The organism is Anoxybacillus sp. P3H1B (assembly GCF_001560855.1).
Lineage (GTDB): Bacteria > Bacillota > Bacilli > Bacillales > Anoxybacillaceae > Anoxybacteroides > Anoxybacteroides rupiense.
This window is the reverse complement of the sequence record NZ_LPUG01000020.1, coordinates 34,957-50,283: the sequence shown is the minus strand read 5'-3', so window position 1 is coordinate 50,283 and position 15,327 is coordinate 34,957. Positions and strand designations below refer to the sequence as shown.

Here is a 15,327-nt window from a genome sequence, read left to right as displayed (position 1 = left end):
TGGAACCTCCTCCTTATAAAATCATTTCATACGGGTTTTCGAGAATGCGTTTGACTTCAGCTAAAAATTCCGCCGCGGGCGCGCCATCGATGACACGATGATCAAAAGACAAGCTGACGGTCATGATTGGGTGGATGGCGATTTCCCCATTGACAACCACAGGTTTTTCTTGGGTTCTGCCTACGCCTAAAATCGCGATTTCCGGCTGATTAATAATCGGCGTGAATGCATCAATCGGATACATGCCTAAATTGCTAATCGTAAAAGTAGAGCCTTTCAGCTCATCGGGCCGGAGTTTTTGTTCCCTCGCGCGCTTGCTTAAATCTTTTGCTTCCGCGCAAATGGCCGCCAGCCCTTTCTGTTCCACTTGTTTAATGACCGGCACTATTAAACCGTCTTGGACCGCAACGGCTACTCCAACATTGACATTCTTTTTATAAATGATTTCATCATGCTCCAAATGGACGTTTACTTCAGGGAAGCGTGATAAAGCCGTACCAACCGCTTTGATGAGAATGTCCGTATACGTTAAACGAAATCCTGTTTGTGTTTCGACAGTCGGAAGGAGGGCTATTCTCATTTCGATCGCTTTTGTCATATCCACATCGCTGGTTAATGTAACGTGGGGAGCGGTAAAGGCGCTTTGTACCATGCGGTCGGCCACCACTTTCCGCAATCCAGATAGCTTCTTCCGGACTTCATGCTGCTCCTGCTTTTGTCCTGACGCTTGAGCTGGAACAGCATGGATCACATCCCGGCTCATCACCTTGCCGCCTGCTCCTGATCCTTGAAGCGTCTTCCAATCGATATTCTCACGTTCGGCCATTTTTCTTGCCAGCGGCGATGCTTTTGGCTGTTCCTTTTCCGTTTCTAAATATTGCTGCACATCTTTCAGGTGGATGCGGCCTTTGGGACCGCTTCCCGAAATCGTTGGCAAATCGACTCCCGCTTCTTTGGCTAAGCGTCTGGCGGCAGGTGTGGCTCGTACCTTTCCATTCTCATTGCTTTTCCCTTCGACAGCGTCCTCGCTTATTGCAGACGGTTCCGTCTTTTGACCAGATGGTTCGGTTGCTCCTTCTGATAAAATCGGCGGCTCTTCAGGAACAGCCTCCCCTCGTTCGCCGATATAGCCAATCACTTGATTGACCGGGACTTGATCATCGGCTTGGAAATATTTTTTCAACAGGATTCCTCTGTCATAGGCCTCCACTTCGATATTGATTTTATCGGTCATAATTTCAAAGAGCGGTTCGCCGATATCAACAGGTTCACCTTCTTCTTTCAACCATTGAAGGAGTGTGCCGACTTCCATCGTACTGCTCAGCTTCGGCATAAAAATTTCTTTGGCCATCGGTTCTTCCCCCCTTTTTATTTAAATTGGACCGTTTCTTTTACGGCTTTGATAATATCTGGTACTTGCGGGACAGCCGCTTTTTCTAAATTCGGGTTATAAGGAATCGGAACAGGCAGCCCGCCAAGCCGTTTAATAGGGGCGTCGAGATAATCGAAAGCCTCGCTCTCTGCAATGATGCTTGCGATTTCACCGCCATATCCTCCACGTTTGACCGCTTCGTGGACAACGACCACTCGTCCTGTCTTTTTCACCGATTCGACGATCGTCTCTTCATCAAGCGGGACAAGTGTTCTCGGATCGACAATTTCGACGTCAATCCCTTCCTTTTCAAGCTCTTTTGCCGCTTCTAATGCCTTATGCACCATCATCGCTGTGGCAACAATGGTTACGTCCTTTCCTTCCCGTTTCATGTCTGCTTTTCCTAATGGAATGGAGTATGGTTCTTCTGGAACGTGGCTTTTCGTTTTGTAAAGGAGCTTATGTTCGTAGAAAATCACGGGATTATCATCATTAATCGCCGCCTTCAACAATCCTTTGGCATCATAAGCGGTTGACGGCTGTACGACCTTTAGCCCGGGAATATGAGCCATCCATGCTTCTAGGCTTTGGGAATGTTGGGCAGCTGCGCCTGTACCTGATCCAGCAGGAGTTCTTACCACCATCGGAACCTTCCCTTTTCCTCCGTACATGTATCGGAGTTTGGCCGCTTGGTTCACAAGCTGATCCATCGCGATCGTGATAAAATCGGAAAATTGCAGCTCCAAAATCGGCCGCATCCCTGTCAACGCTGATCCGACGGCCGCACCGGCAATAGCTGCTTCCGAAATCGGCGTATTTCTCACACGTTCCGGTCCAAATTCTTCAATCATTCCTCGCGTGACACCAAATGCGCCGCCGTAAACCCCGATATCCTCTCCTAATAAATAAACATCTTGATTTTTTCTCATTTCCTGACTCATCGCTTCGCGAACGGCTTCTAAATACGTGATCTCTCGCATCGCTTTTCTCCCCCTTTACGCATAAACGTCTTCCAACAATGTATCGAGCGACGGTTCTGGACTTTTTTCGGCAAACGCGACAGCGTCTTCAATTTCCCGGAACGCTTCTTCGCGCAGCTGTTCGGCCTTTTCTTCTGTTAATACTCCTTTTTCCATCAAGTACTCTTTGAATCTTTTGATCGGATCTTTTTTTCTCCATTCTTGTTCTTCTTCGCGAGTGCGATATTTTTTGGCGTCGCTTTTGGAGTGGCCCTTCCATCGATAGGTTTTGGCTTCAATCAGTACAGGCCCCTTTCCTGATCTGGCATATTCAACCGCTTCATAAACGGCATTCATCACTTCCAGCATGTCATTTCCGTCGATGACCTTGCCGGGAATGCCGTAAGCCTGTGCCCGATCGGCGATATGTTCAATATTGAACATATCTTTGACAGACCCGCTCATTCCATATTGATTGTTCTCGCATATGAACACAACGGGAAGATCCCAAATGGAAGCAAGGTTTAGGGATTCATGGAAGCTTCCTTCATTGGCTGCACCATCTCCGAAAAAGCACAAGACAACATAGCCTTCGTTTTTCATCCTGGAAGTTAATGCCGCGCCGACGGCCAACGGGATGCCGCCGCCGACAATTCCGTTTGCGCCAAGGTTTCCTTTTTCCACGTCGGCAATGTGCATAGAGCCACCTTTTCCTTTACAGTATCCGGTCACTTTGCCAAACAGTTCGGCCATCATTTTATCGACGGATGCCCCTTTCGCAATGCAATGACCGTGGCCTCGATGCGTGCTCGTAATTTTATCTTTCTCTTGCAAAACCGCAATGGATCCAGCTGCCGTCGCTTCTTGTCCGACGCAAAGGTGTGTCGTTCCATGAATCATCCCCTTAGCAAAAAATTGGTCCACCTTCTCATCAAAATATCGAATGAGCCACATTTGTTTATACAATTCAACTAATTTTTCATCTGTTATAAATGCTGGAAGTGCATGATTGCTCATTTTTACACTCTCCCTTTACATTTGTTCTTTATATTTACTTTTGTAATAAATATAAAGTTTTTTCTGAAAATAGTCAAGGAATATCTACGTGAGTTTTACTAGAAATTTCAAAATAGAAAACGTATTTGAGCTTGTTTTTTCGCGCTGAAAAAATCAGGAGATCTGTTATCATATTTCGTGCAAAAAAAAAAAAGCGGCTGTCATGTTTGCAGTTACGACAGCACAGCTACTGAGCAAAGATGAAAAGCATATAAAATTGATGTGTTGGACACCCTCGTGTTTTACACAGAGGATGCGTTTTAGGACCCGAGCATTTCTGCTGTTTTTTCATCTGTGATCAGCACATTGATTAATTTCCCATTTAAAACGGCTTTAATGGCTTCGACTTTTTCCACCCCCGCTGCTACTCCGATCACAAACGGGATTTTTTTTAATTTTTTAATGTCGAAAGAAATAATTTTATCATTCCAGCTATTCGAAGGAGCATTTCCATTTTCATCGATAAATTTATAGCAAATATCACCGACCGCATCGAGTTCATTAAAATATTGCCGATACTTTTTGCCAATCTCTGATCTCGTAATGGTGGAGTGTTTAGGTGAACCGCCGATTCCCACAAGGATGATATCCGCTTTTTCAGCAAGTTCAAAAACACTTTGTATCGATGATTGGGACATAAACAATTCCTTATCTTTTTTACTGTCGGCTATTACCGGAGCATGAAGGAATTTATAATGGGCTTTTAATTTTTCGGCAAACATAGAAACAAGAACATTGGCATGGATATCTACCCGTTCATCTCCCATGCCTCCTACGATCGGAACAAAGGTGGTAGAGGCATAAGGGAGCTTGGCTGACAGCTGCTTTGCTAAGGAGAGCAAGGTGGTGCCAGAAGAAACTCCGACAATTTGCCCATTTTTCAAGATCCTTAATAAATAACGGCTTGCATATGTTCCAATACTGTCTAAATCTGTGCCATTTCCCAGGTTAGGAACGCAAATGACCTCCCGAAGCCCATACTTTTTCTCAATCCTTGCTTCTATATTCATAAAAGGATGGTGTGAGCCGTCATGAATTTTTATTTCCACAATTCCTGCTTCTCTCGCCTTTGATAAATATTTTGAGATTAATGATCGACTTACACCGAACACTTTGGCGATTTCTGATTGGGTCGCTCCTTCCAAGTAATACATATGGGATATTTTCACAAGCAGCCTTCTATCTTCCAACAGTCCCCCTTCTTTCTATCAAAAATTAGACTGTATTTTGTTATAATCAACGAAAGAATTGGTTATTTCTCAAAGCGAATTTCTTTCCCGACTTCGAGCGATGGGAAGGCGAAAGGCTCAACAAAAACCGCTCCAGGAAGCACATGTTCATTCGGCTCGGAGAAATAGATAGAAATATGGCCCAGTTCTTTTAAATTTTTGTTTGCTGCTGATCCGACCGCCGTGATGGAATATTCTTGATCGTTCCAAATGATTTTCCCGCCTTCAATTAGAGGCTCATCTGGCACTTCACCGGCAAATTCGTGAATAACCGATATCTCTCTTAGCTCTGGAGGAGCGTGAAGTCCAAAGAGAATTAATAGGTTTTCTTCTTTAAATGATGAGACGAGTGCACCGATTTCACGAATAATGGTTTTTGACATCTTTTATCCTCCTTGAATGATTAATACATGCCAATGCTTGCGGCATATGCGATTAAAACGGCAAGAACTCCCGTGATTAAGCGGCTGTACAAGACCGCTGGCACGCCGTATTGAATCGTTTCCGGCTTTGCTTCGCCAAGAGACAGACCGACAGGGACAAAATCCGCACCCACCTGGCCATTAATAGCGAATAGAGCCGGCAAAGCAAACTGCGGCGGAATATGGCCTGCTGCAATTTGGCTTCCAATTAACACCCCAACGACTTGCGCAATCACCGCTCCGGGACCTAATACCGGCGACAGAATCGGAATGGTACATACGATAACAATGATGATCAATCCCCATAAAGAACTGGCGAGAGGAGAAAGAGTATTGGCAATCACATCACCGATTCCCGTATAATTGATGATGCCGATTAACATACTGACAAAAGCCATAAATGGAATAATATTTTTAATCAGCATATCAACAGAATCGCGGCCCGCCTGATAAAAAGTGCCGGTTACTTTTCCTATTCCCCTTGAAAACCTCATAAATAGATTTTCATTATGCTCACGGGATTCTTTTTTCACTTGTTCATATTGAGAGCGAAAGGCTTCCTTATCCTTCACATCGAATGCCGGTCTTTCTTCCAAGTTTTCTGCTCCCAAAGCATCCGCCTGAACCGCTTGTTCTTCTGCTTCATCCGCTCGATAAATGTCCTTCACGGTAACGCCTGATACAAAAATATCTTCTGTAATGTGTTTCGCTAACGGACCAGAAGGAGAAGACGGAAGAATATCAACGGTCGGGATTCTTTTCATTGGATACAGGCCGATTCTCGCTGTTCCGCCGCAATCAATCACCACGCACATCATTTCATCTTCTGGAACGGAATGTTTAAAGCCGTCTATCGCTTCCGTGCCAGTTAACTCTGCTATTCTCGCTGCTACAGGATGGATGCCGCCGCCCGTAATCGATACAACTTTTTGTTTTTTTCCTTGCGGCTCAATGCGCAAGCCTTTTCCCCAGCCGCCTGAACCTTTGGCAACAAAAACAGCTTGTTTTGACATCATTTCTCCTCCTCTTAAACATTTGAATTCGCTTTCATCTTTGCCCTATGTTAAGATTTTGCTTCCATTCTGCGCGCCAAGAATTTGGTAATATATTCGGTAATGATTCCTCGCAATAAAATGACAACAATCCCTACGAGAAAATAGCGGACAGCAAGTTCTGACATCGAATAGCCGGCCTCTTTGATCCCATTGGCAATTCCTAAATAGACAAATAGCTCGCCTGCGTTCGCATATGGGAATAGCGCTGTTACCGGATGAACGAATGATACGGCAGAATCATAAAACGCCGGTTTTTGTTTTTCTGGCAAAAATCGTCCGAACGTATAACACATCGGGTTTGTTAATAGCAATACGGACAATATCGGCATGACCGTATATCTTAACAGCATATACTTTGAGGCAAATTGGATCGCTCGATTGACCCGCTCTTCCCCAATAAATTTAATAACGGCATAAGTGAATGTAAGTAAAACAATTAAAGTCGGGATAATTCCTGTAAACATTCCCATAAACGTCTCTCCGCCGGCCTGAAACATTCCGATAAAATGTTCACCAATCCATTTTAACCATTCCATCTTTCACTTCTCCTTTCCGGGCATTTTATATGGAAAGCTTTTTCTTAGAAATGGAAACCATCGCGTTTTCGGCTGCCATTGACAAAGCCGCCAAAAATGAAGGGATTTGCTTCTTCCTTCCTCCAGTCTTTTCTACACATTCATGATGATCATCCAAAATTTTCGCTACGTGATGCCCAATGTATTTTTCATATTTTTTAAACTTCGAAAAAACGGAAACCCCTTTGAGAATATAGCAATCTTCTATCACATAATCGTTGTTCACCACAATCATAGCCACAGCGCCGGGACTCAATTTTCGTCTGTTCATGCCAGAGTACAAAAAATAGCCTTCTTTGCCTTTGTAACGGCTTACAATTTTGCCGACATATTTTTGATAATGTCTGACTTGTATGATCGTTGCCACATATTGAATCAGCAAAATCATCGATAAAATGATGGCAAGCTTCAAAAAGAATCACCTCCTTTGCGCTTGACACATGCATTTTTAGTTTGAAAACAAACGATCTTGTAGAGCTCTTAATTTCCAAACAGTGGTGGATGGATCTAACTCGACATCATCCAATGTTAAAAATTGGCCTTGTCTAATAGGGCGTTTGGCGATAATTTTTCCGCTGATTAAACCGATGGGGATGTGCGAATCTTTCTTCATCTCTTGATGAGTTTCAAGCACGCCTCTTACCGAGTAGCCGCCAATGCCATCAATGGCTTCCCCTGCCTGGATATCGCGCTTGGCGACAGCGACTGTTTCTGAAACGGGCGCGCCTAATGGATGAATCGACGTATCGTGATGCAATACGGCTTTGGCAATGGTGATCGGAGTTTCTAAACTTGCGAGATGATAAGGCCGGTAAAGAACGTAATGGGGACCTTTGCCAACTTTCAAATACCTTAATTCGGCATCCACAGGTTCTAATTCGCTTTTCACGATGACAAATACGCCCGGTGCTAACCCTTTTACATATTCAACGACTCCGAATTGGTTTAAAACACCGCCGTTTTCTTGTAAATTCAGCTTGTCGGCAACCGTTTCCAAATGGGCCTCCACGCCATGCATCCCAATTTTATCTGGAATAAGGCCTGTAGCGTTGCTTAACAAATTCATTTCCGCCATCGTTTTTGTGCCGTCCTGGAACGCCGCAAGCATATGGGCGCTCATCCGTTTTTGAAGAGCTTCTTCCTTGCACGTATCCGGATTGGCGTTTGGAATAAACGGGTTGTTTTTCCCTTTTCCAGCAACCAGTACTTCAAAGCCCATCGTCTTCGCAAACTCATACAGTTCAAGCGTGGCTGCCGGCTCATCTCCCGCCGATCCTGTATAAACCAACCCAGCTGACGTAAACCAATTGTGCATGATAGAACCAATTGTAATATCTACTTCGACGTTAAGCAGTACTAAATGTTTTCTCGATCTCAATGCTTCCAGCGAAATATTGGCGCCGACTTCAGGAATCCCTGTCGCATCGACAATCACTTCCACTTCATCCGATTGAATGACTTTGCGGTAATCACTGCTGACAAGAACAGGATGTTTTTTCGTTACTTTCGATTGATAATAGCTGCTGGCTCTTTCTGCTGCCTCCATATTGACATCGCAAATTCCTCTAACCTCCATGCCAGGTATGCGCGAGATTTGCGAAATCAGCCCAAATCCCATTTGACCTGCGCCAACCACCCCTACTTTAATCGGCTGACCGTCACGTTCCCGTGCAAGCAATTCTTGATAAACGGACATGTTTCCAGCTCCTTCAAAGCGTTTTTTAACGTATGTGCACGCACTCGTAACATTTGTTACGACTAATAACATTTGTTAATAGATTATTATCATCATTATATCCTAGTTGTTCAAAAAGTCAATAAATTCTTAAAATTATTTTTCAAACTTTTTATACTTTGAAATACCTATTGAAATTTGGTTATAATGATTTCAATCCTCGAGGAGTTTTTATCAATTGTGAGTGTCGGAAACATTTTACAGAAGGAAAAGAAGCCAGACTTGAATAATATACTTAATATAGAGAAGGATTTGATCCTTCATAAAAAGAGGTGAAGAACGTGGAAATTAAAGAAATAGAAGCGGTGTTGTTTTGCATTCATTGCAACGAGGAGCAAGACCACGTCATTACTTACATTAACGATAAAATCTCAAAGATTGAATGTGTTCACTGCCATCACTCCGTTGAAATAAAGATTGATTTATTACATGAATTTTATCATGAGGTATATGAAAAAATTGTTCATAAACCGGCAGAGATCACAGAGGAATATCGAAGCGACCTCAGTAAATTTTTGCTTTCCCTTCCTGTCCGAATCATAAAAAAGCCTTACAGCATTTATAAATATATGAAGCAAACAAGAGATGTTTTTAAAGCCTTTAAAGAGCAGCAGAAACGAGAAAAGTAGCTTGTTCAATCTTCATCTCCCTCTTTCCTGCTGACCTTCTCGATAAAAAGAAAAAGCGAAATTTCCTGCAAGGTAAAGGTATTCTCCACGGCTACCAAACAGGAAATTTCGCATTTGTCTAACAACTGTATTTAGTAGATACGATTAAATACAAGCAGAGTGTTAAATATATATCCATAATAGGATCTAAAATCCTTATTGAAACATTTCTTCGAGGTACAAGTGTTGGATATTCATATTCTGAAATCATTTTATCTGTTTTAAGATCTTTTATCCTTAAACAGCACCATTCGAATGGTGACAGGCGCTGAAACAATCTGTTGGTTGAATTGATCAATATATTTTGTGATAAAAAAAGTTTGTAAAAAATGCAAATATCAATCCGAGTGGAAACGAAAAAATAACAGACCAACCGTTGACTTTTCCGGTTTCTGCACTTATTTTTATAGCTTCTTTATATCCATATGCAAAATGGAAAACAGATAAAACATAAGTAATAATGAAGAAAGCAAAATCCATTTCTATCCCCTCCAGCTTTTGTCTTCCCTAAATTTCATATATTCACGCTTGTCCATTTTTAATACAAAAAATAAATAGTATGAATGCATCAACATCCTGTTTTTAATTGTATCTAGATACATCGTGTCTTTTTAGTTGGGGGAAACTATTGTTTTACATCATCATATTTCAACTTAGAGAAAGACCATATTTATCTTAACGAACGGATCAAAATCATGCGTCTTAATTCTTCAATCGAAACATTCGCTTTATGCAACATGGCGTGGCAATTCGGACATACCGGCCGTAAATCTTCAAAAGGATTAACTTTGTACTCTTCATTGATTTCACTTAGTGGTTTGAGATGATGAACTTCGATAAAGTGTTTACCGATCCTTCCATAGAACTCCTCAAAATCAAAGTCACAAACCGAACATCGGTATCCATACTTTGATAAACACAACTGTCTTGCTTTCGCATTCCGTTCATAGCGATTGACGGCTACTAATTTTTTACTGCCTTCATATAATTCCACATGGTCCAATTCCTGTTCTTCTGGCATCAGAAACATTTTCTTCTGCTCCGTTTCTTCCTCAAACTCATAAAGACGGACCGCTTCTTTTAATTCAGGTCTCACTTGCCAAAAGCATTGATTCCGATATTCTTCTCCTAAAAAGGGAATATGCCACCATCGAATCGTACCATCTTCTCTTTGCGGAAACGTTATCCCTGGCAATCGTTTGCGTATCCTCCTTCCAAGACGACCCAATTGAGAATTAAATCCCCGATGGTCTACTCTGTTTAAAAGTTTTGCTACTTGTCTGCCTGTCGCTTTTGAATCCTTCTGTTTATAAACCGTCAAGATGAGCACTATATCTTCTGTGCGAAAAACTTCCGGGTCTTTCAACAATTGAAGCCACTGATGAACGGAAATATCAAGTGGATCATTATATACCTTCATTCTTTTCTCCCCCTCTCTCTAGAAAACAAACGACATGCTTGCTAGCGACTTCCCCATCTCCTAAATGAAAGCTTGTCCTCACCTTCTCCTACATATGGTAACCAATTCCTTCATAAAGCTTCTGCAAGATTTCTTCTTGATACCCGGCTTTTTTTATTTTTCGCATCTTCTCTTTGATCGGCTGCAATTCTTCAAGCGTAACCGTCTCTAGTTTCTCTACCCGGTCAAGCGACAGCAAAACAAGGCATAATCCAATAGATCTTGAAAATCTTGAATACCCATCCACGATTCTGGCTCAGCCAGAATTTTATAAAGATTCTCAAAATAACGGTGAATGATGAGCCGATATCCAAACTTTTCTTGCAAGTAACGTTTCAATACTTTTTCACGTTCTCTAATCTTTTGATAAAGCTCTGTCCCGGACAATCCAGAAGTTTTCAAACAGGGCTGTCATGGCTTCTTTTGCTTTTTCATCAAACCCTTGCTCCGTCTTTTCCGCTGTCACAACTCTCCCTTTTCGAGGACATAAAGCTCATAATTCGGCATCGTAAGTGTACCGTCAGCAGCTTTTAATTCAATCAGAGACGCATCCTTTTGCAAGATTTTCACTTTCCACCCATTTTCCGTTTTTACGACTCCATCTTGTTTTGTCATTGATTTTGCGATCCAGCTTAACAAAGTTTTTCGAATATGCGGTTCAATTACCGGCAACTCTCGCAATACAATTTTATTGCCTTGAATAAGGTTCTCTAGTTCTTCCTTCTCTTGTTTTTTCTCCAGCAAAAATTTCTCCTTCATCTCCTGTTTCTCTTTTTCATGAGTTTCAATCGCTTCCGGTTTTTTCTTTTCACGGTAATGGCGAACGCGAGGCTTTACCGTCCATTCTGTTGCTGCTTCTTCCCAAATGTCGCGATAAAAGTTTTCTGTTGCGTCGTTCTCTGTTATGAGATGCTTTGTATGGAAACAGCCGAAAACGACAGAGGAAAATCGATGGGCATTTTCCAAACTTGGAAGCTCGGAAAACCACTTGGCTAAATGAAGAAAATCTTTCTTGCGGCTGCGAAAATTGTGATGACGTTCCCCCAATCTTTGCACGACCCGGGTCATGCGGCGAATCGCTTCATTCGTCTGGTGCTGCAGAAAATATAATTCACTTTCCCGTCCTTCCCTGCCTAAAAACCATTCTTTTAGGCCCTTCCATTTTTCTAATAAATCTTCTTCCAGTTGTTCTTTCGTCACTTCCATTTCTTCTAATCGTGGAATCGTCATTTGATAACCAGCAACGACTGCGACTAGTTTATGAACATCATCTTCTGCGATCTCTTCCAACAATTTTTCAATTTTAACGATGTTTTCTGTAAAGCGACGATGAAATCTCGTAAATATGTCGTGAATTTTTCTTTATAGACAAGAAAGGCTTCCGACATCATCTGTTCTTCCGTGTTCTCACTGTTAAGATATGCGATGTAATCGGCCGAAGTTTGAATGATTTTTTTGAAATAATCGAAGGTTTCTTCCCAAATTTGATTCATCTCTTCTCGTTTTTCTTGGAAATTATTTTTTATCATACTTTCGATGCGGACAAGTGAAGAGTATAAACGGTCAAAACGCGTTTTTTCTAAAGATCCTCCGAATGAATCCCCCAGCTTTTCTAAGGTGCGGATCATCCTCTCAATTTCAACCGTGTAAGGGCTACATTGATAACGAAACCGTTTCTTTTTAAATTCTTCAATTGTGCGAATATGCACCGTCTCTTGCCGAGCAATTAAGTTTTTCCATTTGACAAGCTGATCTAAATCCTGCTGAAGATCCTCTTCCGTATAATTCTGAAACGGCTCATGTCCTTTTAAAAAAGCCAATACTTCTTCAGGAAACAAGTATTGTCTCATTCGTTCATGTTGCCAATAAAAATATCGCAAAATCGCCCGATAGCGATAAGCATTGTCCGCTGCCAAATACTTTGCCTCAGAAATCGGCTTCAGCCATGAAGAATCCATTGTCCATCCCCTTATGAATGATGTTCTTATTGTAATAGATTTCTAGAGAAGAGAAGGAAAAATTTTTAAGGTTTTTTTACATTTTTCATATCGGCAGTTCATCATCATGAGTGCTTTTTCAAACGGCCCGTTCATATATTGAAATGTTGATGGTCTCCCGCTTTGCATAGTAGAGGACAAATAGCGGCCGAAGTTCCTCTTCATCCTAAAGGGCTTTTCAGAAACAACGAACATCGCCAAAGACAAAGAAATGATCTTTGGCTCGGCAACATTCATCCAACACCAACACGGGATGCCGGATGGATCCGGCATCCCGTGCTAAAAACAGAAAATCATGCCTTGCGTCGACTGGCTGTATAGGCACCGCAAAACCCTCCGAACAGAATGCCTACAATCGGAAATATTACCCAATTGATATACCACTGATCAAACACGAATCCTGTAAACAGAAATAGCGCCGTCGCCAGTGGCCAAATGATGGAAGCCACCATACCGATAACACGATCCTCCTCCTTTTGTTCAATTATGACGACAGGTTCCTTCAGCAACTTTGTATAGGCACCTCGAATATTTCCATAATAAACTAGTAACAATATCGCGATTCCTGCCATAATCAGAAAGAAGGCTACACCGTAAAGTGTATATTCTTCGGAAAAATAGATGGCAGCCAAAATCCAGATTGGCGACAGAATAAGCAAACAAACTCCGGAGATAACCGCCATACGAAAGGCCGGTCCCTGACGTTCCTGGCGGTATCGCAATTCCAGTTTCAACGTGTTTGGAAGCTGGAATCCTTCCTCTAACCACTCGAAGCGATTCATTTGCATGCCACTGTAGATGAAAAGTCCCACCGCTAATGCCACCAACAGAAACATCCCTAATAATCCCGATATCGTTCCTAATTCTATGCCTCCGTTATAAACCGTATTACGCGACGATTGTTCAAATATCGCAAGCATAACTAACAGGAAGGACACACCGCAAACACACAACAGGATGCCGAGTCCTGTCCACAAGCCGGTTTTTCTACGAGCTTTCATGTAATCGTATGCTTCTGTTTCCGTTAGTTTCCGTACTGGCAAAGGCTGATCCTGCACTTCGCCCGAGGTGGAGATGCCCAGTTCAGCGGCCAGTTCGTCCACATTGCCAAACTCTGAAATCACGATGCCTATCGCTTCATGCTCAGACTTCCCCGCCTGCTTAAGCTCCGCATATCTCTCTTCCATCCCTTGCAAAATCTGTTGCTTGAGCCGAAGCACCTCTTCCGTTTTCGGCATGCTGGCAAACATTTGATCGAGAAAGACTAAAATGGTTTCCAACTTCCTCACCACTCCTTAATAAAATGATTGATCACTTCCTGTGTAAGCCGCCATTCTTCGCATTTTTCGCGATAATAAGCCCTTCCTTTCGGCGTAATCCGATAATAAATGCGCTTCCTTCCCGAACTTTCATCCCCGTCAAACGATTCGATGAAACCATTCCGTTCCAATCTGGCAAAAGCCGAATAAAGCGTGGTTTCCTTAATCAAATATTTTTCTTTTGTGATTTGCCGGATCCGTTTGGAAATTTCATAGCCATAAGATGCTCCGTCAAGCAGCAAACACAAAATGATCGTATCATTATACCCTCGTATGACGTCACTGCTGATCAACTTATCCGCCTCCGCCTTAAATACTTTGTCTGTCGTAGTAACTATAACACACATACTACGACAGGTAAAGTATTTTTGTTGTAAGAAAAACATTAATCGTGCTAAACCTTCGCATATATTCCACACAGGACATAGAAGCCACTGAATGATTCTTGCATCCAAGTGGTGATGTGGCGTAGCGTTCTTCATCCTCATGGTATAAATGATCATTTTATCTCCGAATAAAACGCCTCTTTTATTAAATACATTCCTAATTATATTAAACAAAAATAATGTATTTTTTCCATTTGAACAAATTTTTTCTAATAGCTATAACATGAGTTTAATCTCGATATTGGTTAAGCAAGGAATCTTTTGAATATATTGTATTATAATGCATGTTTAATTTTAGTTTAAAAGGCAATCTGGGACTTCATTTTCAACGCCGAAATGGTCATTTGTTGAAGTAGAAAAACGAGGTCATCATCACCGTCCATGTCCTTGGGAAGTTATTGGCTTCACTTCCAAGCGGGCTTAGAACACCGGTTTGTGATCGGAAATTTGTTTCCCAAAGCCTTGTTCCCTGAACGTTCTCGATACAACCGTCGTTGCCGTTCTTTACACTGGGCGATCAAATGGATTAGGCACTAGATTGCCAAACGCGGGGAGCATCATGCCTACGCAGTGGTGGACAGTTTACTGATCAAGCTACGCCACTATGTGCGTGCCTCACACGTGAAGCGTTTTTCGAGATGTGTCGGATATCGGATATTGTGCTTCGAAGAAGATGTTCTTCTATGGGTTTAAGATGTATATCCAGATTTACCGACCATTTACTTACGATCGGATATGTGATCACCGTTGCTTCTTATCATGACCGAACTACTGCAGAAAAAGTCATGGCTCAACTTCCACATTCGTATACATTCGGGGACAAAGGGTATGTCAACAGGCTATTGCAAGAGAAACTGATGAGTGATATCGCATTGCCTTTCGGACTCCGTTTCGCAAAAATCATCGTGTTTCCTGTTCAGAAGATGGAAACAATGGATATGCCGAAAACGCAAAATCGTGGAAACCTCTTTTGCAGTACTAATTGATAAATTTCATCTCACTTCAATTCGTGCAAACAGTGTTGAAGGATTTAAAACAGAATTAGACGATATTTTATTGGCTTACACACTTGTTGTCCTTGGGCTAGTTAAGCAC

At 42.1% G+C, this 15,327-nt stretch carries 14 protein-coding genes and 3 pseudogenes; 2 read left to right on the top strand and 15 right to left on the bottom strand.

All coding sequences use genetic code 11. From position 1 onward, the window contains the following. Positions 1–13: 13 nt before the first annotated feature. The 9 genes from AT864_RS12735 to AT864_RS12695 all read right to left on the bottom strand — a co-directional run bounded on the left by AT864_RS12735 (position 14) and on the right by AT864_RS12695 (position 8,364). The gene (locus AT864_RS12735; protein WP_066149396.1) at positions 14–1,351 is read right to left on the bottom strand and encodes a dihydrolipoamide acetyltransferase family protein; all 1,338 of its coding nucleotides are present in this window, start codon (positions 1,349–1,351) and stop codon (positions 14–16) included. 17 nt (positions 1,352–1,368) lie between these two features. Further along, complete coding sequence (locus tag AT864_RS12730) at positions 1,369–2,352, bottom strand: alpha-ketoacid dehydrogenase subunit beta (protein ID WP_066149393.1); 984 nt, start codon at positions 2,350–2,352, stop codon at positions 1,369–1,371. 15 nt (positions 2,353–2,367) lie between these two features. Continuing rightward, entirely contained in the window at positions 2,368–3,348 is a 981-nt protein-coding gene (pdhA, locus tag AT864_RS12725) for a pyruvate dehydrogenase (acetyl-transferring) E1 component subunit alpha (RefSeq protein WP_044741667.1), read from the bottom strand. A 299-nt stretch (positions 3,349–3,647) separates the two neighbouring features. After that, positions 3,648–4,577, bottom strand: a complete 930-nt coding sequence (locus AT864_RS12720) for a sugar-binding transcriptional regulator (RefSeq protein ID WP_231734652.1) — start codon at positions 4,575–4,577, stop codon at positions 3,648–3,650. Positions 4,578–4,639: 62 nt separating this feature from the next. Next, positions 4,640–4,999, bottom strand: coding sequence for a PTS glucitol/sorbitol transporter subunit IIA (locus AT864_RS12715; protein ID WP_044741666.1), 360 nt, complete (start codon positions 4,997–4,999; stop codon positions 4,640–4,642). Positions 5,000–5,019: 20 nt separating this feature from the next. After that, positions 5,020–6,051 (bottom strand): PTS glucitol/sorbitol transporter subunit IIB, encoded by a 1,032-nt coding sequence (locus tag AT864_RS12710; RefSeq protein ID WP_044741665.1) that lies wholly within the window; start codon positions 6,049–6,051, stop codon positions 5,020–5,022. Positions 6,052–6,101: 50 nt separating this feature from the next. Further along, positions 6,102–6,629 (bottom strand): PTS glucitol/sorbitol transporter subunit IIC, encoded by a 528-nt coding sequence (locus tag AT864_RS12705; protein WP_044741664.1) that lies wholly within the window; start codon positions 6,627–6,629, stop codon positions 6,102–6,104. A 25-nt stretch (positions 6,630–6,654) separates the two neighbouring features. After that, positions 6,655–7,080 (bottom strand): transcriptional regulator GutM, encoded by a 426-nt coding sequence (locus tag AT864_RS12700; RefSeq protein ID WP_231734651.1) that lies wholly within the window; start codon positions 7,078–7,080, stop codon positions 6,655–6,657. Between the two features lie 36 nt (positions 7,081–7,116). Beyond that, entirely contained in the window at positions 7,117–8,364 is a 1,248-nt protein-coding gene (locus AT864_RS12695; protein ID WP_066149390.1) for an NAD(P)H-dependent oxidoreductase, read from the bottom strand. 320 nt (positions 8,365–8,684) lie between these two features. On the opposite strand from AT864_RS12695, the gene AT864_RS12690 reads away from it, so the two are divergent. Continuing rightward, positions 8,685–9,032, top strand: a complete 348-nt coding sequence (locus AT864_RS12690; protein ID WP_044741662.1) for a hypothetical protein — start codon at positions 8,685–8,687, stop codon at positions 9,030–9,032. Positions 9,033–9,741: 709 nt separating this feature from the next. Here the strand turns inward: AT864_RS12690 and AT864_RS12680 are convergent. The 6 genes and pseudogenes from AT864_RS12680 to AT864_RS12665 all read right to left on the bottom strand — a co-directional run bounded on the left by AT864_RS12680 (position 9,742) and on the right by AT864_RS12665 (position 14,139). Continuing rightward, positions 9,742–10,491: an HNH endonuclease gene (locus AT864_RS12680; RefSeq protein WP_066149387.1), complete on the bottom strand. Its 750-nt coding sequence runs from the start codon at positions 10,489–10,491 to the stop codon at positions 9,742–9,744. Between the two features lie 88 nt (positions 10,492–10,579). Beyond that, positions 10,580–10,777 (bottom strand): hypothetical protein, encoded by a 198-nt coding sequence (locus AT864_RS17965; protein ID WP_197431022.1) that lies wholly within the window; start codon positions 10,775–10,777, stop codon positions 10,580–10,582. Then, positions 10,717–10,945: pseudogene (locus tag AT864_RS17680) on the bottom strand (DUF2398 family protein); the annotation flags it as partial. The gene AT864_RS17965 and the pseudogene AT864_RS17680, both read right to left, overlap by 61 nt. A gap of 47 nt (positions 10,946–10,992) precedes the next feature. After that, positions 10,993–12,488, bottom strand: a pseudogene (locus AT864_RS12675) (TIGR02677 family protein). Between the two features lie 332 nt (positions 12,489–12,820). Next, on the bottom strand, positions 12,821–13,807 hold the full coding sequence (locus AT864_RS12670; protein ID WP_066149384.1) for a permease prefix domain 1-containing protein: 987 nt from the start codon (positions 13,805–13,807) through the stop codon (positions 12,821–12,823). 5 nt (positions 13,808–13,812) lie between these two features. Then, positions 13,813–14,139, bottom strand: coding sequence for a PadR family transcriptional regulator (locus AT864_RS12665; RefSeq protein ID WP_066149381.1), 327 nt, complete (start codon positions 14,137–14,139; stop codon positions 13,813–13,815). 401 nt (positions 14,140–14,540) lie between these two features. Here AT864_RS12665 and AT864_RS18380 point away from each other — a divergent pair. After that, positions 14,541–15,324, top strand: a pseudogene (locus tag AT864_RS18380) (IS982 family transposase); the annotation flags it as partial. Positions 15,325–15,327 lie beyond the last annotated feature (3 nt).